The organism is Mariniflexile jejuense (assembly GCF_042675665.1).
GTDB classification, from domain to species: Bacteria; Bacteroidota; Bacteroidia; order Flavobacteriales; family Flavobacteriaceae; genus Mariniflexile; species Mariniflexile jejuense.
The window spans coordinates 2,622,741-2,646,784 of record NZ_JBHTJI010000001.1 but is presented as its reverse complement, the minus strand read 5'-3'; the positions used below and the strand labels follow the sequence as shown (position 1 = coordinate 2,646,784).

18 protein-coding genes, 1 tRNA gene and 1 pseudogene are annotated in these 24,044 nt (G+C 32.4%); 8 read left to right on the top strand and 12 right to left on the bottom strand.

The annotated features are described in order from the left end of the window. Positions 1-78: 78 nt before the first annotated feature. Entirely contained in the window at positions 79-555 is a 477-nt protein-coding gene (locus ACFQ1R_RS11330; RefSeq protein ID WP_379926285.1) for a regulatory protein RecX, read from the bottom strand. A gap of 93 nt (positions 556-648) precedes the next feature. On the opposite strand from ACFQ1R_RS11330, the gene ACFQ1R_RS11325 reads away from it, so the two are divergent. Beyond that, complete coding sequence (locus tag ACFQ1R_RS11325) at positions 649-3,078, top strand: hypothetical protein (RefSeq protein WP_379926284.1); 2,430 nt, start codon at positions 649-651, stop codon at positions 3,076-3,078. Positions 3,079-3,230: 152 nt separating this feature from the next. Here the strand turns inward: ACFQ1R_RS11325 and ACFQ1R_RS11320 are convergent, their stop codons facing one another. From ACFQ1R_RS11320 to gdhA, 4 genes are all read right to left on the bottom strand, one after another. Next, on the bottom strand, positions 3,231-5,642 hold the full coding sequence (locus ACFQ1R_RS11320; protein ID WP_379926283.1) for a TonB-dependent receptor: 2,412 nt from the start codon (positions 5,640-5,642) through the stop codon (positions 3,231-3,233). 3 nt (positions 5,643-5,645) lie between these two features. Then, positions 5,646-6,365 carry a DNA repair protein RecO gene (recO, locus tag ACFQ1R_RS11315; protein WP_379926282.1) on the bottom strand — a complete coding sequence of 240 codons (720 nt, stop codon included), beginning with the start codon at positions 6,363-6,365 and terminating at the stop codon, positions 5,646-5,648. Beyond that, complete coding sequence (gene porZ / locus ACFQ1R_RS11310; protein ID WP_379926281.1) at positions 6,365-8,704, bottom strand: type IX secretion system anionic LPS delivery protein PorZ; 2,340 nt, start codon at positions 8,702-8,704, stop codon at positions 6,365-6,367. The genes recO and porZ overlap by 1 nt, the downstream gene beginning before the upstream one ends. A gap of 127 nt (positions 8,705-8,831) precedes the next feature. Beyond that, on the bottom strand, positions 8,832-10,175 hold the full coding sequence (gdhA, locus tag ACFQ1R_RS11305; RefSeq protein WP_379926280.1) for an NADP-specific glutamate dehydrogenase: 1,344 nt from the start codon (positions 10,173-10,175) through the stop codon (positions 8,832-8,834). Between the two features lie 357 nt (positions 10,176-10,532). Between gdhA and ACFQ1R_RS11300 the strand changes: the two genes are divergently transcribed. Beyond that, positions 10,533-11,345, top strand: a complete 813-nt coding sequence (locus ACFQ1R_RS11300; RefSeq protein WP_379926279.1) for a THC0290_0291 family protein — start codon at positions 10,533-10,535, stop codon at positions 11,343-11,345. A gap of 80 nt (positions 11,346-11,425) precedes the next feature. After that, a complete protein-coding gene (locus ACFQ1R_RS11295) occupies positions 11,426-12,148 on the top strand; it encodes a DUF3298 and DUF4163 domain-containing protein (protein ID WP_379926278.1) in 723 nt (240 codons plus the stop codon). Here ACFQ1R_RS11295 and ACFQ1R_RS11290 read toward each other — a convergent pair. After that, positions 12,125-12,589: a DinB family protein gene (locus ACFQ1R_RS11290; protein WP_379926277.1), complete on the bottom strand. Its 465-nt coding sequence runs from the start codon at positions 12,587-12,589 to the stop codon at positions 12,125-12,127. The genes ACFQ1R_RS11295 and ACFQ1R_RS11290 overlap by 24 nt on opposite strands. Positions 12,590-12,718: 129 nt before the next feature. Between ACFQ1R_RS11290 and ACFQ1R_RS11285 the strand changes: the two genes are divergently transcribed. Beyond that, complete coding sequence (locus tag ACFQ1R_RS11285) at positions 12,719-13,066, top strand: arsenate reductase family protein (RefSeq protein ID WP_379926276.1); 348 nt, start codon at positions 12,719-12,721, stop codon at positions 13,064-13,066. A 64-nt stretch (positions 13,067-13,130) separates the two neighbouring features. On the opposite strand, the gene ACFQ1R_RS11280 is transcribed toward ACFQ1R_RS11285, so the two are convergent. From ACFQ1R_RS11280 to ACFQ1R_RS11270, 3 genes are all read right to left on the bottom strand, one after another. After that, positions 13,131-13,204: transfer RNA gene (locus ACFQ1R_RS11280), tRNA-Asn, on the bottom strand. Positions 13,205-13,279: 75 nt separating this feature from the next. Beyond that, positions 13,280-14,605, bottom strand: coding sequence for an RIP metalloprotease RseP (rseP, locus tag ACFQ1R_RS11275; protein WP_379926275.1), 1,326 nt, complete (start codon positions 14,603-14,605; stop codon positions 13,280-13,282). Between the two features lie 73 nt (positions 14,606-14,678). Beyond that, entirely contained in the window at positions 14,679-16,616 is a 1,938-nt protein-coding gene (locus tag ACFQ1R_RS11270; protein WP_379926274.1) for a M1 family aminopeptidase, read from the bottom strand. Positions 16,617-16,730: 114 nt separating this feature from the next. Between ACFQ1R_RS11270 and ACFQ1R_RS11265 the strand changes: the two genes are divergently transcribed. The 4 genes from ACFQ1R_RS11265 to ACFQ1R_RS11250 all read left to right on the top strand — a co-directional run bounded on the left by ACFQ1R_RS11265 (position 16,731) and on the right by ACFQ1R_RS11250 (position 20,029). Next, positions 16,731-17,399, top strand: a complete 669-nt coding sequence (locus ACFQ1R_RS11265; RefSeq protein ID WP_379926273.1) for an SCO family protein — start codon at positions 16,731-16,733, stop codon at positions 17,397-17,399. A gap of 153 nt (positions 17,400-17,552) precedes the next feature. Next, the gene (locus tag ACFQ1R_RS11260; RefSeq protein WP_379926272.1) at positions 17,553-17,786 is read left to right on the top strand and encodes a FeoA family protein; all 234 of its coding nucleotides are present in this window, start codon (positions 17,553-17,555) and stop codon (positions 17,784-17,786) included. Continuing rightward, positions 17,779-19,878, top strand: a complete 2,100-nt coding sequence (gene feoB / locus ACFQ1R_RS11255; RefSeq protein WP_379926271.1) for a ferrous iron transport protein B — start codon at positions 17,779-17,781, stop codon at positions 19,876-19,878. The genes ACFQ1R_RS11260 and feoB (ACFQ1R_RS11255) overlap by 8 nt, the downstream gene beginning before the upstream one ends. Before the next feature lie 13 nt (positions 19,879-19,891). Beyond that, entirely contained in the window at positions 19,892-20,029 is a 138-nt protein-coding gene (locus ACFQ1R_RS11250) for a FeoB-associated Cys-rich membrane protein (protein WP_379926270.1), read from the top strand. On the opposite strand, the gene ACFQ1R_RS11245 is transcribed toward ACFQ1R_RS11250, so the two are convergent. The 3 genes and pseudogenes from ACFQ1R_RS11245 to ACFQ1R_RS11235 all read right to left on the bottom strand — a co-directional run bounded on the left by ACFQ1R_RS11245 (position 20,026) and on the right by ACFQ1R_RS11235 (position 24,043). Then, positions 20,026-20,787, bottom strand: coding sequence for a transporter (locus ACFQ1R_RS11245; RefSeq protein ID WP_379926269.1), 762 nt, complete (start codon positions 20,785-20,787; stop codon positions 20,026-20,028). The two genes, ACFQ1R_RS11250 and ACFQ1R_RS11245, sit on opposite strands and share 4 nt — an antisense overlap. Before the next feature lie 37 nt (positions 20,788-20,824). Then, a pseudogene (gene feoB / locus ACFQ1R_RS11240) lies at positions 20,825-23,017 on the bottom strand (ferrous iron transport protein B). A 3-nt stretch (positions 23,018-23,020) separates the two neighbouring features. Next, positions 23,021-24,043, bottom strand: a complete 1,023-nt coding sequence (locus ACFQ1R_RS11235) for a metal-dependent transcriptional regulator (RefSeq protein WP_379926268.1) — start codon at positions 24,041-24,043, stop codon at positions 23,021-23,023. Position 24,044 lies beyond the last annotated feature (1 nt).

The window sequence follows — 24,044 nt, the reverse complement described above, 5'->3', positions numbered from 1 at the left end:
GTTCCAAGTCCTCGCTCGTTCCTATCGTCACTCACTGTGGGCTTTCCACTACAACCCCTAACGCGGGCTATCCCATGGTTATTTAATAAGTTCATTAGCCTTATCATACACCAAATGGCTTTCCCAACCACGGTATAAAAAGTAATCAACAAACTGCTTTTTTTTCTTAAAAACGTTACGCTCTTTTATTGAATTTGCCTTTTTTTCGGCTAAAGAATTAAAATACTCGTTGTAATCATCTTCTGATATCGTTGCAAGTGCCTGATTTATATTAACTTTGCTTATGTCTTTTTGCTTTAATTCAAAAGTTAAACGGCGTCGGCCCCAAGCCTTAATTTTAAACTTACCGCTTACAAATGTTTTAGCAAAACGTTCTTCGTTTAGAAAGTTATGCTGAATAAGGTGTACCACAATTACATCAATCGCTTCTGGTATCATGTACATACTGGTAAGCTTTTGCACAACTTCTTTATGGCAACGTTCTTGGTACGCACAATAATGCTCTAGTTTTTTGGTAGCTTCTTGTAGCGTATATGTTTTTTTTGGTGGCTGCATGCTTCAAAAATAACAATAGAAACAGTAATAACAATTATAAAAAATTAATAAAACCAAACCTACTAGTACTTAGTACAAATTAAACTTAACACCATGAAAAAAATTACCTTTTTAAAACCACTCTCACTTTTATTAGGCCTTTTTTGTGCTGTTAATTTTGGGTTTGGGCAAATAGTTGCTTGGGAAATGAATGGCAATCTTGGAAGTGAAACTACAGTTAATGCAACCACACGTGCCACATATTTAAATACATCAACAATAAGCCGTGGTGTTGGTTTGAGTGTACCTAGCACTCCAGCTGCTAATGCTTTTTCATCTACTAATTTTACCGCTAGTGGAACACAAGCAGGTGCTATAACAAATAATAAATATATACAATTTCAAGTTTCGGCTTCTAGTGGTTTTCAAGTTTCATTAAGCACACTTGATGCCAATTTTAGAAGATCGATTACTGGTCCAGATGCTTTCATTTGGAGATATAGTATTGATGGTATTAATTTTACTGATATTGGAACACCTATTTCGTATACATCAACAATTGCTACAGGTGTAGCACAAACTCAAATTAACTTATCAACAATACCTGCTTTACAAAATGTTGCTTCTGGTACGACTATTACTTTTAGACTTTATGGATGGGGTGCAACTGGATCAACAGGCACATTTTCAATTGGCAGATTAGCTGGTAACGACCTTGCTATTGGTGGTTCAGTATCATCAATACCATGCGCAACCACAACCACTTGGTCTTCTGGCTCTTGGGATAATGGAACGCCAAATATTAATACCAATGCAATTATTAATAGTTTTTACGACACATCAATAAACGGGAATATTAATGCTTGTACTGTAACTGTAACAAATACAGGTTATTTACTAGTTGCAAATAATACATTTGTTGAAGCAAAAAATGATATAACTGTAGATACAAATGGTATTTTTGCTGTACAACCTTATGGTGCTGTTGTTCAAATTAATGATTCTGGTACTGTAAGCAACAGTGGTGAGATGTTTGTTATAAAAAAGTCTGCACCTGCAAATGCATGGTATGAATATACCTATTGGAGTTCGCCTGTTTCTAATGAAACAATTGGTGGTGGTTTAGAAGAATCTAACATTTACAGACGCTTTTCGTTTACTGCTCAAAACTTTTTAGATGCCACAGCTGAAACTGGAAATAACAATGCCACTGTTGCAGGACAAGATGATATTGATGATAATGGTGATGATTGGAAAGGGCTTAGTGGTGCAACACTTATGGTGCCTGGAGTTGGTTATGCCTCAACACACGCCCCAGATATTTTTGCTTCTAGCCCAGGTAACCAAATTGATTATGTTTTTGAAGGAGAGTTTAATAATGGTGTAATATCTGTTCCTGTGTATAGAAATGATGGTTCTGCTCTAGACAAAAACTGGAATTTTATTGGCAACCCGTATCCATCGGCAATAAGTGTTGCTTCATTTTTTGCACAAAACATATACAATGCAACCACAAATCCAACTGGAACTTTAGAAGGTGCTATTTACTATTGGTCTCAAAACACACCACCATCTAATGCTGCAAATGGTAATGAAACTTCTAATTTTTCTAATACTGATTATGCTATGTTTAATGGCACAGGAGGTTCTGCTGGAGGAGATTTAATAACTCCTAACGCATATATTCCTTCTGGACAAGGTTTTTTTATATCATTCGCAGAAGCTAGACCAACTAATACTGGTAACGTAATTTTTAATAATGCTATGCGTGTAAAAGGTGCTACCGATAACAGTCAGTTTTTCAAAAACACCAATACAAAAGGAAAATCTAATACGGTTGCTGCCAATAAATTATGGCTAAATGTAACATCTGATACAGGCTTATTTAATCAAATTTTGGTTGGTTATGTTGATGGTGCTTCAAATGCTGATGATGGAGAATATTATGATGCTTTTAAAATAGCAACTTATAATACTCCTATTTCGTTATACTCACAAATTGAAGGTTCAACTAAAAAATTTGCTATACAAGCTAAAAATGTTAATAGTTTAAATGAAAATGAAACTGTAAAACTTGGTTTTAAATCTACTGTAAATGCTGCTACGTTATTCAAACTATCAATAGACCAACTGGAAGGCAATTTTTTAAATAGCAACACTATTTATTTAAAAGACAACTTACTAAATAAAGTACATAATTTATCAGCCTCCGATTATGCATTTACCTCTGGTATTGGCGAATTTAACGATAGGTTTGTAATTAGTTTTAGTAACCAAGCGTTGGCTATTGAAGATGTACTTTTAAATAAAAACACGCTTAAAATTGTTGCGTTGCAAAATGATTATGTTCAATTTAATACCTCAAACAATTTAAATATTAAAACCGTTACTATTTTTGATATGTTAGGCAGACAGTTATACAGCTTCAAAGGAAATTCAACTTCTGAAACGTATAAACTTTCTAACTTAAACAACAGTATGTTTATTGCTAAAGTAGAGCTTTCAAACGGTGCTGTAATTTCTAAAAAATCGTTTAAACAGTAATTTTACAAACATATATATTGCCACTAATACACGAATAATTTTAAAACTTATTTGTTTGTTAGTGGCTTTTTAGTTTTCGTTATAGCGAGAAACGAAGCCATTTCACAATTTTAGTTCCAATTTAAAGATTTTAATTCCTGCTTATAATGGCGTTATAAACTATATTTTAAAGCCAAAATAAAGTTTCTTCCTGCTGCCGCAATTCCAGATGAATAGGTTTTATATCGTTGGTCTGTAATATTTTCTAAACTAGCGGTTAAGCTTGTATTTTCGGTTAATTGGTATTGGCTTCTAAGGTTTAATGTGTACCATGATGGGCTGTACGGATTTCCGTTGCCGTCTAAGGCGTAGATGTAGTCTTTTTCAATTTCAGAAGGCGCTAATTGATTAAATGCTAATTCGTTATTATAAACCATAAACGCATCAAATTTAAAATTACTTGCGGTGTAAACTAAATGGGTGTTTCCAAAATTTGGTACAGCATGCCTAACGGGAACTTCAATAGTATCTTCAACTTCAGTACCGCCAACAATACTGTATTGCGAAGTTAGTTTTAATTGTTTTGAAATGGCTAACTTCATTCCTACTTCAAACCCATAAATCCAAGCTTTTGAAGCGTTTTGTATGGCTTGCACATTGCTTAATTCGCCATCGTACATAATTTCAGTTTCACCATTTAAAGAAAAATTACGGCGTACTAAGGCATTATCTAAATAGGTGTAATAAGTACTCATATCTAAAATAAAAGTGTTATTAAAATCTAGTTTTGCACCTAATTCGCCACTATACGCATATTCTGGTTTTAAATTGTTGTTTGGTACTACTACCGAACCCGGTCCGGAGTCGAACACTTTACCTATATCATCAATATTTGGTGCTCTAAATGCTGATGATGCGTTTAGTTTCCATTGTAAAATGCTATTTGGCGACCAACGGATGCCTGCGGTTCCTGTAAGTGCTGAAGCTTCGGTTTTTGAAGTAGTAAATGGTAAATTTAAATACTGATTGTTTTCGGAAAAATCTGCATTTGATAGTACATAATTAAACCGTAAACCAGATTGAAATACAAATTTTAAATTAGGTTTATATTTAACACTTGTATATGCTGCGGCGGCTTGCCAACTAGACCCATTTGGATATCTTGAAACGGTTGGAATGCTCGTTTTTAAGCTAATATTTTCTTCTTCACCAAAAGATTTTACTAGGTTATAAACATATTCTAACCCATAAAAAAATTGGGTTTTTAGGCCTATATTTTTTTCAAAATCTAAATTAAATGAATAGGCATTAACAGCTTCTTCACGTATGTTTCGTATGCTAGATTTAAAATCTCTATCCATTCTACTTTCTTGAAAATTTTGAAAGGTCATGGTAGCTTTTACCTTATCATACAAATTAGAATTGCTACTTAATTTAGTAATTTGGAGGTTAGACATAAACCAATTTTGTGGCCCATAATTCCACTCAGCCGAACGTAATATACCTTTTCTGTATCGAATTAATCGGTCGTATCTAGAATAATTGGATGTTGTTGTGTAAAACAATCCTAAATCGAAACTAAGATTTTTGTAGGGTTCAAAAAACACCTTCTGCATCAAATTAAGTTGTTGGTAACCGGTAGTTTTTTGCACCAAAGGATTGCTGTTTTGTATAATAAGATCGCCTGTATTGGTAGCAAGTGCGAATTCCGGACGTAAATAATCGGTTGGTCCGTGGCTACCCATGCGTAAATCGTCAAATTTATTATAACTAATATTGGATAAAAATGCCCATTTTTTGTAACCTAGATTAAAATCGATGTGCGCCGTATTTTCATTGGTAGCAGTTGCATATCGCAAAATAACATTCGCTTTAAAAAGCAGTGAATCGGTTATGGCTGTTTGTGGTTTTTGGGTGTAAAAACTCATAACACCACCAATAGCATCACTACCATAAATAACAGAACCTGCGCCAAGTGTAACCTCGGTATTTTGTATTGAAAATGGATCGATAGAAATAACATTTTGCAAGTTACCACCTCTAAAAATGGCATTGTTCATTCTAACGCCATCAACTGTAATTAATAAGCGATTGGTTGCAAAACCTCTAATCATTGGGCTTCCGCCACCTAATTGGCTTTTTTGTACATAAACTTGCCCTGTGTTTTCTAACAAATCGGCGCTAGTTTGCGGATTTACAAATTGGATAGCTTCCGCATTAATATTTATGATTTTTTGTGGAATATCGCGTTTGTTTTGCTCAAACTTAGAAGCAGAAATAACAATTTCTTCAAGACCTTCGGTATTAGATTCTAAATAAACACGGTTTGAAGTTGTTAATTGCTTTTTAGTAAGTTGCTTAAGTACGTGCGATAAATGTTTGAAATAGATGGTTTCGGTATCTGAAAATTCATTTAAAGAAGCTTCACCTAAAAAATTGGTTACCACACTTTTAGATTTATCTATATTGTAAATAGCCACACCAAAAATAGGCTCTTTGGTTACACTGTTAAGCACTTTAATATTTTGAGCTTCTAATTGAATAAAAGCAAAAAACAAAAATGATATAGCGTAAAAATACTTCATAGCTTAATTAAAAACTTGACTAAATATTTGTAGTGATTTTGGTGGTTTAAAACTACCTAAATGTAATTCAAAATACAGCAATAACATATTTAAAAATGATTGACGTTGTTTTGAGTTTATTTTCACTTCTTGTAATGCATCAAAGGTTGTGCCTAAAAGCTGTTTTAAAAGCATTAAATTATCACCAGAAATACTATAATCGCCATATTGGTTTGGTTCAAACCGACCTTCTTTTAAATTGAAGTATGGCGCATCAATACTATCTGTATCTGGATAAAATCCTAAATATTTTGATAGATTTAAAAGAAATAATAAATGAAAGTTTGAAAATTCTGATTGTTCATCTAGCCATAACAAAGTGGTTTCTAAATAGCTAAAAAGCGTTTCGTTTGGTTCTTCTTCTTTTAATGTACTAGATAACACCTCAGATAAAAACATAACAATAGCGCTTTTTAAAACCTGTGTGTGTAAGCTTACGTATACATGATTCATTTTAGTATCTGAAACGCTTTGTAACGACCTATTTTGCTTGTAAACTATGCTTAATTGTAATTGTGATAAGGGTTGAAAATAAGCTGCTTTTGTACTTGATTTTTTGCTTTTTAAAACGCCACGTAACAAAAAACTAACAACACCTAACTGCTCTGTATAACATTTTACAATTAGGTCGTTGTCTTTATATTTTAATTTGGAAAGTACAATTGCATTTGTAGAAATAAGCATTATCTAACCACCATTATTTTTAAAACTTTTGTTTCAAAGGAATTTAAATCGGATAACATAACCAAATACACACCAGAAGCTACAACGTTGTTAGCCAAATTTTTTCCGTTCCAATAAGCGGTTCCGCCATCAATTTCAAGATTGTAGCCACTATAACGCTGATTGGTTCTTGATTGGGCTTCGGCAACCAAATTACCTTCAATATCGGTTATTTTTATATTTACATTTTCTGAAATGTCTTTAATTTTTACTTTTTGATCTACAATATTAAAGTTTGGCCTTACAGGATTAGGGTATGCGTAGGCGTTTTTTAAACTTTCAAATGGACTTGAAGCACCCGATTTAAATGATACCAAACCTTTAGTAGTAGCTATGTATACAATACCGTTTACATCGTCAATAGACACATCGGTTATAATGTTTGATGGTAATGGTGAATTATCTGTTGTGAAATGGTATATGGTTTTTTGCCCATCGGAAGAGAAATAAAACACGCCAGAATCGCCTGTTCCAATCCATTTATTGTTAGAACCATCTACTTCAATAGATGTTATGAACTGCTGAAATAATAATTCTTTGGCAATGCCATCTTCTAAAATTACAATATCGTCAACTTCAACAGTATCTTCAAAGAAATTAGATGTATTGTATAAAACACGTAAGCCTTTAAAAGTACCTATCCAAAGTTGATTTCGTTTATCAATTGCCAGTGCTCTTACATAATTAGACGGCATATTGTTTTCTTCAGATTTTATATTCTTTATTAAAAAATTACTGCCGTTTTCTTTAAATCCAATAAAACCATGTTCATAACTAGCTATCCATTTTGTTCCATCAGAACCTATTACCATATCACTATATCCTAGGTTTCTACTTTGAATAATATCACTAAAGCTATAAGATTTCCATGTGTTATTTAACGGATTGAAAGATTTTAAAGGCTTATCTATTACACTTGTAATTGTCCATAATAATCCATTATTATCAAAAACTGTTGACCCTAATCTAATATCAATATAATTTGGGTCTGAGGCAAGTATTAAAGACTCTAAACCGCTATTTTTTTCATTATATAGTTTGGTTGGAATCTCATCATTAACTTCTAATAACCCATTAAAAAAAGAACTTATAAAAACCTGATTGTTATTTGCTGGATTAACCGAAATGGTGTTTAAACACTTAGCATCTAAAACCTCTTCAAAAGACGTATTAATCCATTTTTTATTTTTTAAGTGACTAAACCCGCGACTGTTTAATGGATAAGGATTAAAAAACAAATCGTATTCACCAAAAGTAACCCACACGCCATTTGGTTGCGCATTAACTGAAAAAGGGGTATTTAATATTGGACCTTCTGGGTGTAATTCTTCAAAAGTATTTGGATTTGCAATAGGCGTTTTTAAAATGCCAAAATTGGTTGTGCCTAAATAAATAAAACTAGCATCGGTTGAAGCAGACGTATATTCAGTTAAAAAATCTGAACTTATTGCTACTTGAGATATTGGCACAAAAGTACTAGTGTAAACAAACACATTATTTGATGTTGTAACAATTAAATTATTTTCCACATTTTTTACTTCTAAAGGAGTATTACCATACTGAAACAACTCATTACTTAAAGCATCGCTTATTACTTGAAAAATTTGCCTATTTGTATTGACTGTATACAAGGTGTTTTCAACAGTTTCAATGGCACTAAAATCGCCATTTACAATAATTTGCCAGTTTTGATAATCAATTAAATTTGGGCTTGAAACCAACGCTTTCCTAATACCGTTTCCGCCAAAACATGCTGCATAAATATAGTTACCAAAAATGGTGGTTTGATTTACCTGTATTTGACCTCCACCATTACCAATAAAATAGGTGTCGCCAAACTCTAACCGTTCTAAATTAAAAACTGAAATTCCGTAGTTTGTTGAAATGTAAACCACACTACCAAAAGCATTAAAATGGTTTATTCTTTTTTGTGTAGGTGGAATGGTTGGCTTTTCTACAATATCAACTACTGTTAAAATTTTATCATCATCATCAAAAGCAACTTCTATCAGTCCGTTTTCATAGCCAATAACTAGTAATTGGTAGGTTTCACTGTAATAAATAGTTGAAATTGTTTCACCCGATAAACCGTTTATAGTACTTAGTTCTTTTATCTCGTTAGTTTGGGTGTCATAACTAAACACAGCATTCTCTGAAGCTGCATAAATTTTAGTATTGCCCTGTACAACCTTTTTAATATTGTTATATGAAAAATGCCCTTGCCAAAGTGTAGAAAAATCTTGTGCATTATGAAATAAAGGACATAATAGAATTATAATTAATATGGTTTTTTTAAACATACTATAATTTTAATGCTCAAATATATTTATTACTAACGAGTTTTAGTTTAAAATAATATGCAATAAAACAAAAAAGCTTCCTATTTCTTTAAATTTAGGAAGCTTTTTTAAATTTAATTAGACTTATCTAAACAATACCTTGAGCCAACATAGCATCGGCTACCTTTACAAATCCAGCAATATTTGCACCTTTTACATAGTCTATATACCCATCATCCATTTTACCGTATTTAGTACAAGAATCGTGAATGTTAGCCATAATATCTTTAAGTTTTAAATCTACTTCTTCTCGGGTCCAATTAAAACGCAATGAATTTTGCGTCATTTCTAAACCAGATGTAGCAACACCTCCAGCATTTGATGCTTTTCCAGGTGCATATAATATTTTGGCTTTTTGAAATGCATGAACCGCTTTAATTGTAGATGGCATATTTGCGCCTTCACTTACACAAATACAACCATTGTTTAAAAGCATTTTAGCATCTTCCTCATTTAGTTCGTTTTGTGTTGCACATGGTAATGCAATATCACATTTTACTTCCCAAGGTGTTTTTCCTTTTACAAATTTAGCGTTTGAATATGTTTCTAAGTACTCGCTTATTCTACCTCTTTTTACGTTTTTAATATCCATGATATGCGCTAATTTTTCGGCCGTAATACCTTCTGCATCATAAATATATCCTGAGGAATCGGACATTGTTAGCACTTTTGCCCCTAATTGAATGCATTTTTCAACAGCATATTGCGCTACGTTACCAGAACCAGAAACTACAACGTGCTTGCCTGAAAAGTCTTTTCCTTTAGTTTCAAGCATTTTTTGTGCAAAATACACGGTACCATAACCTGTTGCTTCTGGTCTAATTAATGAACCACCCCAAGACAATCCTTTACCAGTTAAAACACCAGTAAACTCATTTTTTAGTTTCTTATACATGCCAAAAAGGAAACCAATTTCTCTGGCACCAACACCAATATCACCCGCAGGAACATCTGTATTTGGACCTATGTGTCTACATAATTCACTCATAAACGCATGGCAAAAACGCATAATTTCGCCATCAGTTTTTCCTTTAGGGTCAAAATCACTACCGCCTTTTCCACCACCCATTGGTAATGTAGTTAAGCTATTTTTAAACACTTGTTCAAAAGCCAAAAACTTTAAAATACTCATATTTACGGTTGGGTGAAAACGCAAACCGCCTTTGTAAGGACCAATGGCAGAATTCATTTGAATTCTATAACCTCTATTTACTTGTATTTCGCCAGCATCATCAACCCAACAAACGCGAAATGTAATTACACGTTCTGGTTCAACCATTCTTAACAAAATGTTTTTTCCATAATATATATCGTGTTCAACGATGTAAGGAATTACAGTTTCTGCAACTTCCTCTACTGCTTGTAAAAACTCTGGTTCATTACCATTTCGTTCTTTTACAAGATCTAAAAAAGCTTCAACATTACTTTTCATTAGTTTTATTTATTTTTTTAAAAGGGTGAGATACAATATCCATAAATTATTTGTTTTTGTAGTAAAAAAGTATGGATTTATCATGTGTTTATAATTGTTTTCTTGTTAAATAAACTTGATTGGATAACTCTGTTTGCACTTTATCGTAATTAAATAACAACCATTAAAATGTGTCAAATTTATTGAATATACAATTTTACGATACAAATATACGTTATCTTTAAAAATAATGATGTTTTTTTTTGAAATTCGCAATAAATAATTTTGAGTTTAAGTCGTTAAATTATAATTATTTGTTTCTTTAGTGAGTTTTTATATATTTGTTGTTATTAATGCCTCAAAAAACGGAATCTTATTATGCTTAACTTGAAACGTTTAGCTTTTTTTTTATGTTTGTTTGCTTGCTATCAAACAGCTTTCTCTCAATTAGGCTTTTCCCATGAAATAGGCGTTATTGCTGGACCTGTAGAGTTTAGATCGGATTTTGGAAATAGAGATAATACTGAAACTAATTTTGGTAATTCTGGAATTGGAATAGGCATAGTTCACTATATAAACTTTGCTTATAGAGCCGATTGTAATTGTTACACTACAGATACTTATTTTAACGACCATTTTAAACTACGAAATGAAATTTCTTGGAACAAAACCAATTTAGAACACTTTGGAAAATGGGTTGACCCAAGCAGAAATACTGTTGAAGCGAACCAACTTAGAGGACATAAAGGGGTTGCTAAAAATTTGGATATTGGCACACAATTAGAATATTTTCCTTTAAGCATACGTTCATTTCAATCATTTGGTTACCGAGTTGCTCCTTTTGTAAGCTTGGGCGTTCATTACACATCGTTTAATCCTGAGGTTAGTACAACCTATGTTGATATGACCCCAAACTCTGATGTTATTTTTGGAGATGTAACAGATTTTCGGAATTTTTATTCTGGTTGGGATTCAGGTTCGGTAGATGCTTCAGGCGGCAGCACTTGGTCTGTAGTTAGTAGTGTTGGTGCTAGATATAAAGTTAGTAAACTTGCAGATATTATGCTAGATTTTAGATTGCAATACTATTTTAATGATTGGGTTGATGGACTTAACCATCAATTAGATTATAATAAAAATAACGACTGGCTTGTATGGGTTAATGTTGGCTATATTTATTATTTAAATTAATATTTCTTCATAAAAAACCACTTTTTATTCGGTGTTTTAAAATGCAATAATTACCTTTAAAGAAGGTTAATAATTTACGCATGCTTCTAAAAAAATACACCTTAATTTTATGTTTATTTTTCATTCTTTTTAACTGCAAGGAAGAATTGACCATAACATTTATAGAAACCAAAATAACAACTTCAAATAATAATTTAGTTGAAGTTACTATTCCAAAAGCTATTGAAAATAGTATAATTAGCTCTGAAATAAATACAGAAGTAAGCAACTTGGTAATTGCAGCATTACAGGTAGGCGACACAGATACTAAAACCTCAAAATCTATAGAAGAAAGCATCAACGCTTTTAATAATGAATATAATGCATTCAATACCGAATTCCCAAATATTTCACAGCCTTGGGAAGCTCAAATTGATGGCGAAATACTATTTCAATCGCATGAAGTTATTAGTATATCAATCACTTCATATGTAAATACTGGTGGTGCACATGGTTCTACCCATATTTCATTTTTAAATTTTAATGCAGCAACAGGAAAGCGTATTAAAAACAACGATTTAATTAAAAATAAAGCTGCCTTTGAAACTGTAGCAAAAACTTATTTCAATACAGCTATTGAAGATGAAGATGACCTTTTTGAGCCCAATGAATTTAAGTTGCCTGAAAATATAGGTTTTACCGAAAATAGCATTATACTACTGTACAATCAATATGAAATTGCTCCTTATTCAACAGGTATTATAGATTTTACAATACCTATTGAAAAAGTAAGCGCCTATTTAAGCTTTAATAGCTCTAATTAGTGCCATTACATAGCCCAAATGCATACCTTCATGAAATGCTATAAATTGAAATGCTTCATCTATATTCGTTAAGGTATTCCCTGTAGTTGAAACAGTATATTCTTGATAATTTTTAAAAATACCATTTTCAAAATCTTCTCTTGTTTTTTCAACGGTAGAAAAAAGTAATACTTTTAAGGTATCAACTTCAGCTTGCGATACATTTCCTTCAGGTTTTGAATCTTTTCTGTATTTACCAACTAATTCATCGGTAATCATCATTGGTAATCCCGATAATTTATAAGCTAATAATTGTTGCGTTACAACTATGTGCCCAATATTCCAAATAATGTTATTATTAAACCCGTTTGGTATTTTGTTTAAATCTTCTAGTGAAACGTTTTCTAAATATTTTTTAAAAAATCGTCTGGTATTTGGCAGTACTTCTAATGTAAAATGCATGTTATAATTTTTTTATAAATATAGTTTTTAAAGTAATAAATCTTTTGTTTTTCTAATAAAATCCATTAGATTTCCTTCTTTACTGAAACGAGTTCAGTACGTGCAATAAAATAAAAATATATAATTGTTATGAAAAAAGTTTACTACTTAAAAACATGTAGTACATGTATAAGAATTTTAAAAGAATTGAATTTACCATCAGATTTTATTTTACAAGACATTAAAACCGAAGAAATAACTGTAAAGCAATTAGATGAAATGAAAGCGTTAGCAGGTAGTTACGAAGTACTTTTTAGCAAACGTTCTAAACTTTACAAGGAAATGGATTTAAAAACCCAAAAACTAGAAGAACGCGACTATAAGCATTACATATTAGAACATTATACCTTTTTAAGCAGGCCAGTTATTATTGTTGATGATAAAATTTTTATTGGAAATTCTAAGGCTGTAGTAGAAAGCGTTAAAGAAATATTATAATTACAAAACCTACTTAAACCAAAAAAGACCTTACATTTCTGTAAAGTCTTTTTCTTGTTTATTGCTCCCCCTCTTGGGCTCGAACCAAGGACCCTTTGATTAACAGTCAAATGCTCTAACCAACTGAGCTAAGGAGGAGTGTTTGTTTTTCGCCTAAGCGAGCGCAAATATATATATCTTTTTAATTACTGCAAACATTTTTTTGAATTTTTTTTATCCAAAAATAGCTTTAAAAATATCGTTGCCATTAGCAAATAAAACTAAAGCAATTAATATAAAGAAGCCTACCATTTGTGCATACTCCATAAACTTATCTCCTGGTTTTCTACCAGACACCATTTCGTATAGTAAAAACATAACATGACCACCATCTAAAGCTGGTATAGGCAATAAGTTTAATACAGCTAGCATAATAGATAAAAAGGCTGTTAATTGCCAAAACGCAGCCCAATTCCAAGTTGGTGGAAACATATTGCCAATAGCTGCAAATCCGCCAATTTGTGCAGCACCTTTTTTAGTAAATATGTATTTAAATTGTGCTAAATAATCTTTTATAGACCAATACCCAACTGAAAAACCGCTTACAATACTTTCACTAAATGAATAATCTCTGTGTCTAACTTTAAAGGAAGATACGTCTGAATTTGTAAGAATTCCTATTTTACTATCTTCAGTAGGTGTTATACTTAAGGTTTCTACTTTTGAGTCTCTTTCAACATTTACACTTACAGTTGCTAATTTTCTATTTTTTATAGCATAAGAGAAATCAGTGAAATAAATAATTTCTTTACCATCAATACTAACAATTTTATCTGTAGTGCGTAAGCCTGCTCTTGAAGCTGGAGAATCTGGAGTAATAGAATCTATTGAAAATTTAAACCTAGGAGATAATGCAGGTATATCTCCTGCTTCAAAAAGTTGAGTTCCTATATTTTCTGGTAATTTTAACGTTTCAACAGTACCATCAATTCTTTTTACAGTAATGCTTTCAGTTTTTCTAAACATTAAATGTGTAGAAATATTATCGGTTTCCTCAAAAGGTGTATTGTTTATAGACACAATTTTATCACCATTTTTAAAACCATACTGCTCCATGGTTTTTGTAACGCCGAAACCATTGGTTACATCATCTGTATTTTGATAATCTTCACCCCAAACAAATAAAATCATCATGTAGATAAAAAAGCCTAATAAAAAATTTACGGTTACACCACCTAGCATAATAATTAAACGTTGCCATGCAGGTTTAGAACGAAATTCCCAAGGTTGTGGTGGTAACGCCATTTGCTCGGTATCCATACTTTCGTCTATCATACCAGATATTTTAACATAACCGCCTAATGGCAACCAACCAATACCGTAAACAGTATCGCCAATTTTCTTTTTAAATAGTGAAAACTTTACATCAAAAAACAAATAGAATTTTTCAACTCTGGTTTTAAATAATTTTGCAGGAATAAAATGTCCTAATTCGTGTAAAACAACTAGGATAGAAAGGCTTAATAATAATTGAGCCGCTTTTATTAAAAATACAGACATGTATTAGGTTTTTTTTATAATCGGACAAAAGTAAGCTTTTAACACCATTTAGAAAATATAATGCGAAGTATTGCTAATTTTTTAACAGGGTTTTGTTAATTATACCATGATTTGTATTGAATTGCACAAAAAATAACCCTGAAGGCAATGATGATATATTTATAGTTGACGACCAATTTGATTGATACACTAATTGCCCTAATGCATTTATTATTTTAACATTATTTACTTTAATGCTTTCAGGTTTTGTAATAGTAAATTCATTTGAAGCTGGCATTGGATGAATTAAAAACTGTGACGTTAAATTACGTTTTTCAATAGCCAATGATATACTATTATCTTTTGAAATTAAATCTGCTTCTGGGTCAAATTGAATAGATGCTACTGTAAAATTAACAGCATTTAAAAAGGTTTCATTATTTGTGGTATTGTTAAGTGTAATATCCAACGTTTCGCCTAAAGTTCCTATAATTCTTAAAGGTATTGGAGCTTCAAAATAAGACACAGAAGCATCACTTTGTATTTGTGAAATAGAAATTTGCACTTGTGTGGGCGTTAACTGATTCCATTGAATAGTATAACTTGGGTAACCTTGATTATATAACCAATCGTTAAAAAACTCGGTTAAACTTTCACCACTTGATAGTTCCATTATAGCTATAAAATCTTCGGTTTTAGCATACCCATACGCATGGTTTGGATTGCTTAAATAATTTTTTACACCAAGAAAAAAAGCAGCATCACCAAGCTTTTTTCTTAGCATATGTAGCACCATCGCTCCTTTATTATACGTTAATTGGCTACTAAATATTCTATTTACACTGGTAGTATCAGCATCTTTTAAATAAACTGCACCAGTTGTAGCTGATGTTATTGATGCTGTTCGTTGCTGCTTCCATGTTGTAAACGCAGCATTCCCATCAAGGTTTTCAATAGTTAAACCAGATAAATAGGTAGCGAAGCCTTCATTTAGCCATATATCCTTCCAACTGCCACACGTTATTTTATCTCCAAACCATTGGTGTGCTAATTCATGGGCAATTAAATTTCTATCAAAACCACCCATAAACGATACGGTTGTATGCTCCATACCACCACCCCAACCAAATTGCGCATGACCATACTTTTCATTTGCAAATGGATATGCTTCAAACAAATTGGTAAACAAATTCATTATATCAACCGTAATAGGTGTACTTGCTTGTGCTGAACTTAAGCTTTCTGGATACACATAATTTACAATATCAAACGGATTACCATTGTTTGGAACCGTATGTGAATACACTTCATAATTGGTTACTGCAATAGCAATTAAATAGGCAGGAATAGGATATCTGTGCTTAAAATGAGTGGTTTTATTAGCGCCATTAATTATTTGACTTTGTTCTAACCCATTTGAAACGGCAATATACGTTTCGTTTGAAGGATTAAATGTTGGCGTAGTTATAAACACATCCAAAGAATCGGTTTTGTCAATTAAATCTTGTTTACATGGCCACCAGCCTTTGGCACCGTAAGGTTCAGAAAGTGTCCAAATTACTGGATCGCCATTATGAACGTTTTGTTCAAAGGAACCAAAACCAGAACTTATAGGATTACCAGAATAACTAACGGTAAGTGAATCTAAAACACCACTGTTTTGAGTTGTTGGCAATGTAATAACCAATTCATCACTACTGTTTTGTGAAAACGAAAGCGCGTTACCACGTTGTAATACTTGCGAAACAGTCATATTATTCGCCAAATCGAAAACCACTTGATTTAAATTTTCTTTAGCTTCAAAATAGGTGGTTACATCACCAGAAATAAAAGCAACTGATGGGTCTAAATTAAACGCTAAGCGGTGATATTTAACATTATAATTGCCGGTGTTTATATTCGCCTTAAAAGCCATTTTACTTAAAGCTCTTTTTGCTTCAGCTTTTTGTATGCTGCCAAACGATTTATTATAATCCTGTCCTAAAAAAGTGAATGTAACAAAGTAACAAATTAACAATAGGGCTATTCTCATGCTTTTATTTTTCAAATGCTTTTAACTACTATTTAGCTAGTTAAAAATACCAATTAATTATATATGTGTCGTATTTTTGCATTTTATATTACCTATAATCACAAATTAAAACAGATGCTTTCCTTTTTTAAAGACTATAAAATTTTCGGAATCGTATTTTTGATTTTATCTATAATAATCATTTCAATAATATATAACACACTAAATGTGTATCAACCCTTGCCTATATATCAACCGGCCATGGTAAGTACAGAATTGGTAGATAGTACCATTCAATATCAAAAAAAGTATCATAAAATAGCCGACTTTAAACTCATCAATCAAAACGGAAAAACCATTACCCAAAACGATTATAAGGATAAAATTTATGTAGCCGATTTCTTTTTCACAACATGCCAAACCATTTGTCCAATTATGACGAACCATATGGCAGACATTCAAAAAGAAATTTTAAATGATAATGATGTAATGTTGCTTTCACATACTGTAACTCCAGAAATTGATACCGTAGCACAATTAAAACGTTATGCTGTAAAAAAAGGCGTGATTGATGCTAAATGGAATTTAGTAACAGGCGATAAAAAACAAATTTACGAATTGGCAAGAAAAAGTTATTTAGCAGTAAAAGATTTTGGTGATGGTGGTGCGTTTGATATGATACACACCGAAAATTTTATGCTTATTGATAAAAAACGACAAATACGTGGGTTTTATGATGGTACCAATAGTGATGCCATTAAAAAATTACTTGAAGATATTAAAGTTCTTAAAGAAGAAAAATAAAAAGTTTGTCGTGGAGTCGTTTGTCGTTAATTTGTAAATCGACTTAAAAACTCCACAACAAACAAATTAACTTCTAAAAACTTTCAAACTTTAAACTTTCAAACCTTAAACTTTTTAGGTACTTTTGCTTCTTTAAAATCAATCTAAATAAGTTTGCAACATACATTAGCCGATTTAAAACGAGGCGAAAACGCCATTATTACAGATGTTTCGTCTATTCACATTCCATTAAAATTACTAGAAATGGGTTGTTTACCTGGCAATTCTGTACAACTTGTTCAGTTGGCACCTTTTAAAGATCCTATGTATTTAAACATTAACGGCACGCATTTAGCAATAAGAAAAGAAACTGCTATTCATATTTTAATAGAAAAAGAAAATGGGTAAGCAAATAAATGTTGCCTTAATAGGAAACCCTAATACAGGAAAAACCTCTGTTTTTAATGCCCTTACAGGGTTAAACCAAAAAGTGGGTAACTACCCTGGAATTACCGTTGAAAAAAAAGAAGGTGTTTGCAAACTACCCCGTGGTGTTAAAGCGCACATCATCGATTTACCCGGAACATACAGTTTAAACGCTTCATCTTTAGATGAAAACGTTGTTATTGAGTTGCTTTTAAATAGAAATGATAAAGATTTCCCTGATATTGCCGTAGTAGTAAGTGATGTTGAAAATTTAAAACGAAACCTGCTACTTTTCACCCAAATTAAAGATTTAGAAATACCTACAATATTAGTAATTAATATGGCTGATAGAATGCGTTACAAAGGCATTTCTTTAGATATTGATTATTTAGAAGAACATCTTCAAACCAAAATAGCTTTAATAAGTACCCGAAAAAATGAAGGTATAGAAAACTTGAAACAACTTATTGCAAACTATAAAGAGGTTTCGGTTGCACCTTGTATAAACGCTTCAGATATTGATAAAGAGTATTTTGAAAATTTACAAAAAGCATTTCCAAATCAATTGTTATACAAACTTTGGTTGGTTATTACACAAGATGTAAATTTTGGAAAAACAGACCGTAATGAAATTGATGCCGTTACCAATTTTAAAACCAAAAGTAAAGCCGATTTAAAACGATTACAGCAAAAAGAAACCATAAAAAGGTATCAATTTATTAATAATGCTTTAAAAGAAGGACAAACTATTGATGTTTCGCAAGCTAAAGATTTGCGTAGTAAACTAGACCGCGTTTTAACACATAAAATTTGGGGTTACGTTATTTTCTTTTTCATTTTGCTAACTATTTTTCAGGCAATTTACGATTGGTCTAGCGTGCCAATGGACTTTATTGATAGCACGTTTGCATCATTAAGTGAATGGACTAAAAACCAACTACCGCAAGGTGCTTTTACCAATTTACTGGCAGAGGGCATTATTCCTGGACTTGGCGGTATTGTTATTTTTATACCACAAATAGCTTTTCTATTCTTATTTATAGCTGTACTTGAAGAAAGTGGCTATATGAGTAGGGTAGTTTTTTTAATGGACAGAATTATGCGCCGTTTTGGGTTGAGTGGTAAAAGCGTTGTACCTTTAATTTCGGGTACAGCTTGTGCTATTCCTGCTATAATGGCAACCAGAAATATTGAAAGTTGGAAAGAACGTTTAATAACCATTTTGGTAACGCCTTTTACAACATGTTCGGCAAGATTACCTGTTTATTTAATCATCATATCATTAATTATTCCTGAAGGTCGTTTTTTAGGTTTAGGCTATCAAGCATTAACCCTCATGCTACTTTATCTTATTGGTTTTGGTATTGCAGTTTTATCTGCATACATATTAAACAAAGTTTTAAAAATAAAAAGTAAAACCTTTTTTGTAGTTGAAATGCCAAATTACAAACTACCATTATTAAAAAATGTAGCTTTAACGGTTGTTGAAAAAACAAAATCGTTTGTATTTGGTGCCGGAAAAATTATTCTTGCAATTTCTATTATTCTGTGGTTTTTAGCATCGTATGGTCCTGGTGATGATTTTAATAACGCCGAAACAATTATAAAAACCGAATATGCTTCGCAACAATTATCGGAAGAAGAACTAAATCAACATATAGCTTCCTATAAATTAGAACATTCGTATATAGGCATTACAGGTCGTGCTATAGAACCTGTTATACGTCCTTTAGGATACGATTGGAAAATTGGCATTGCCATAGTGAGTAGTTTTGCTGCTCGTGAGGTTTTTGTTGGAACACTAGCTACTATTTACAGCGTTGGAAGTGATGATGAAGCGACCATAAAAAACCGAATGGCTGCCGAAGTAAACCCTATTTTGGGCGGTCCGCTTTTTAATTTTGCTTCAGGCATTTCATTACTATTATTTTACGCTTTTGCTATGCAATGCATGAGTACTTTGGCTATTGTAAAACGCGAAACAAACAGCTGGAAATGGCCTACACTACAACTATTTATTATGAGCGGGTTTGCTTATATTGTAGCATTATTAGCTTTTCAATTTTTGAAATAATTACTGTAAAACCATGAATACCATCATTCAAAACATATTAGTAATTGCTGCAATAGCTTTCGCTATTTTGTTTTTAGTGAAAAAATTTCTTTGGAAAAAACCGCCTTCTAAAAAATCGTGTGGTGGTGATGATGGTTGTGGTTGCCATTAATTCGTTTTTGGTTTCGCTATGTTAAAACTACATCCAAGTGATAAATAGTTCATGGTGTGATTAATTCCTGTTCCGAACGAAAAATCTAACTGGCAATTATTTTTTACTAAATAGGTTACACCTGCATCAAAATTAGATTCATAACTATCAAATTCATTTAACCTTCCGTAAGGTTCTATATAAATTCCAAATGAATCTGTTACAGCTATTCCTAAGGATATAGAATATGTTGCATCTCCTTTACCTTCACCAAAATAATCGTATCCAACATTATAGCCTAAACACAATGCATCACTCAATTCATGCGAAATAGAAAGTTTGTTAATAGTTCCAAATACATTATTTGATAGCATTTTTGAACCTGTAGGAAGTATGAGATGAGATAAAAAAGCTATTTCAGTGTTTACAGTTTCTTTTTTTAATAACTGAATTTTTGTTCCAATTTCTAAATCGCTAATGCCGCTTGCTTTTTGTGATGAATTTTGGTCTTTTAAACTTTCAAACTGACTTAAAACACGCAACTCAACACTCTTTGTAATGCCATATCTGAACAAAGTAGTTGGTGCCAAAAGTTGGCGTTCAGAACTAAAATCATCTTCTGTAAAACCTAATAAAATACCTGTTTCTATCTGTAAACTTCCTTTTTCTATGGTTGACGAACTTTCGGTTTGATCAGGCCTATCGGTTACAATATTTTGTGAAAATAAGGCGTAGCTTGTTAGGCACAGCACTAAAGCTATGTAGTTTAATTTAATCATAAGTTTATAAGTTATTTAAATAGTATAAGCTGGTTTTTTAAAATATAATTCGCCAAATTTGAGCGACTAAAAAAGTGACAATAAAGCCTAAAACAACAGGCATAACCGATGCAAAAATGGTCCATTTAGCACTTTTTGTTTCTTTGTATATAGTATAAATGGTTGTACTACACGGGTTGTGAAGCAAACTAAAAAGCATCAAATTTATGGCTGTTAAAAGCGTCCAACCTCCAGCTTTTAAAATATCGCCTGTGGCTGTTACAGAATCTAGTTCGAACATAACACCTGCGCCTGCGCCACCATCAATACCTGTTACTAAAACGGTTAGCATTAATATGGTTGGAATTACAATTTCATTGGCAGGAATTGCAACAATATATGCTAAAAGAATAACGCCATTTAATCCTAAAAGAAACCCAAAACCATCCAACGAGTTAATGGTCCAAGCGGCAACACTTTCATTTCCTATATAAATATTAGAAATTAACCAAATTACGGCACCTGCAGGAGCAGCAAATACAATGGCTCGCCACAACACAATCATGGTTCTATCTATTAAAGATGTATATATGGTTTTCCAAAAACGTGGTGGTCTGTAAGGTGGCAATTCTAAATTAAACGTTGATACTTTCCCTTTTAAAACAGTTTTTGATAATGCCCACGAAACACCAAACATAAACGCCATACCTAAAACTGCAATACCAATAACGGCTAATAATGATGCTAAACTTGAAAATGATTCTGGCACAACAGCACCAATAAAGATGGTAGCAATTAAAATTTGCGTTGGCCAACGACCATTACAAAGTGAAAAATTATTTGTAATTATGGCTATTAAACGCTCTCTTGGGCTATCAATTATTCGGGTTGCTACTACGCCAGCGGCATTACAACCAAAACCCATAGTCATAGTTAACGCTTGTTTACCATGAGCTCCAGATTTTTTGAATAAGTTATCTAAATTAAATGCCACACGAGGCAAATATCCAAAATCTTCAAGCAAGGTAAACATGGGAAAAAAAATTGCCATAGGCGGCAACATTACTGCAATTACCCAAGCAACAGCTAAATACACACCATCAATTAAAAAACCATCAAGCCACCAAGGCATGCCCGTAGCCGCTGCACCACTTTTTAACAAAGGATGCACCGTATCTAACAATAATTCTGCTAATAATGATGATGGATAGTTGGCGCCAATAATAGTAAGCCATAAAACGGTTGCCAATATTAAAAACATGATGGGAAATCCAAAGGTTTTACTAGTAACAATTTTATCAATTTGCCTATCTAAACGAAACCGTTTTTTTGAATTATCAACATGTACCGTATCGCTAACAATTTGAGCTGCATCAGCATAAATACCTTCGGTTAAATTATCATGAAAATCATCACCAATTTGCCAGCGTAATTCGTTTGAAAGTTCTAAAATGTGGTCTATATTTTTATTTGCCATAATTGTGTTTTAAACTAATTCACCTGCTTTTAAGGCATTAATAATTTGTGTATCACCTTCCAATAATCTAAAAGCAATCCATCTACTATTTGGAATGTTTGGGAATTCTTTTTCTATTTCTACAGAAAGCGTTTTTACAGCATTTTCAATATTGCTAGGCACGTTTTTAATACGGTGTGGTTTACAAACTATGTTTCCGTTGGCTATCTCGCTAATTGTATGAATTAACTCGGGAATGCCTTGGTTAAAACGTGCACTTGTAGCTACAACAGGAATGCCTAAATCGCGTGCCAAAATACGTTCATCAATAGTGATGTGGTTACGTTTAGCTTCGTCCATTAGGTTTAAACACAATACGGCTTTATCGGTAATTTCTAAAATTTGAAGCACTAAATTTAAGTTGCGCTCCAATCGATTTGCATCAGCAACAATAACCGTTACATTGGGTTTTCCGAAAAGGATAAAATCGCGTGCAGCGGCTTCATCATCAGATGTTGACAATAATGAATAGGTTCCTGGTAAATCTACCAACTTAAATTTTTGTTGGTTATATTCAAAACCACCTTCTGCTCTGGTTACTGTTTTTCCTGGCCAATTGCCCGTATGTTGGCGCAACCCTGTTAAGGCATTAAAAACTGTACTTTTTCCTGTATTTGGGTTGCCAGCTAAGGCTACTACAAAATCGATATTCTCTGTGTTTACCCCTAATTTTTTCAAGCCATCGGCGTTAAATTGTGGGCATGTTTCGCAAGCACTTTTTACTTTAGTTTCCATAAGTTAATCTTTTTTAATAAGAATTTTTGCCGCTTGATCTTTTCTAAGTGCGATAGATGTTCCTTTAATTAAATAAGCATTTGGGTCGCCTAACGGATTTGTTAAATCTATTTTTATAGTCGCGCCTTTTACAAAACCCAAATCAAGCAAACGCCTTCTGCTTTCACCACGACTTTCTTTAGAAATTCCTATAATTTTTGCTGTTTCATGTTCTTTTAAACTTGATAAACGCGCAATATTATCTTCAATAACAACTTCTTTTTCAATAGCTGCCACAGTTAAATTTGCAGCAACTATGGGTGCCAACCTAAATTCTTCACCTTCGGATTGAAAAACAATTCTGGTTGCATTATTTTCTGTTACGCGAATAAGCGAACCAATGTGAATGTTTTCAGCTAAAATCTGTTTATAAATAATTTCGGGTTCATCTTCAATATGCGTAATTCTGCCAATAGTATTTACTGGCAATAATGGCAACTCAACACCTTTAATTTTAGCCATTTTACCTGTATGCGTTGGAATTGGGTCGCCATGTGGGTCGAACTTCGGGTTTCCTAAATGTGCCGCTAGGGTATTGGTTTCGTCATGACTTAATTTGTGCTCCATTAGTTCTGCTCTATCGTGCCATTCTTTTTTATCAAAACCTGTTTTATCGGCTAAGTAGCGTTCCCAAAGACGGTGAATACGCACGATTCGCAACGCATAATCACGCCCATCATCGGTTAATTTTAAAACATCCGATTCAAAATAAATCAAATTACTAATTGTCATTTTTTTTAAAACTTCAATAATTTGGTCGTTATTAAAGTTTAAAACCTGAACAAGGGTTTTTGTGTCAACTTTATTTCCTGAATGTTCAAAGTGATAAAGTTGTTTTAAAATATCTTCAATAACTATTTTCTCGTTGCTTTTAAAGTTGTTTTTTATAATCCAAAACCAACCTTTTATTGGTCGAAACAATACATATAAAATGGCTGTTGCAACAAAAAAAATGATGAGTGCGTGTATAGGATTGTATGCATTCATA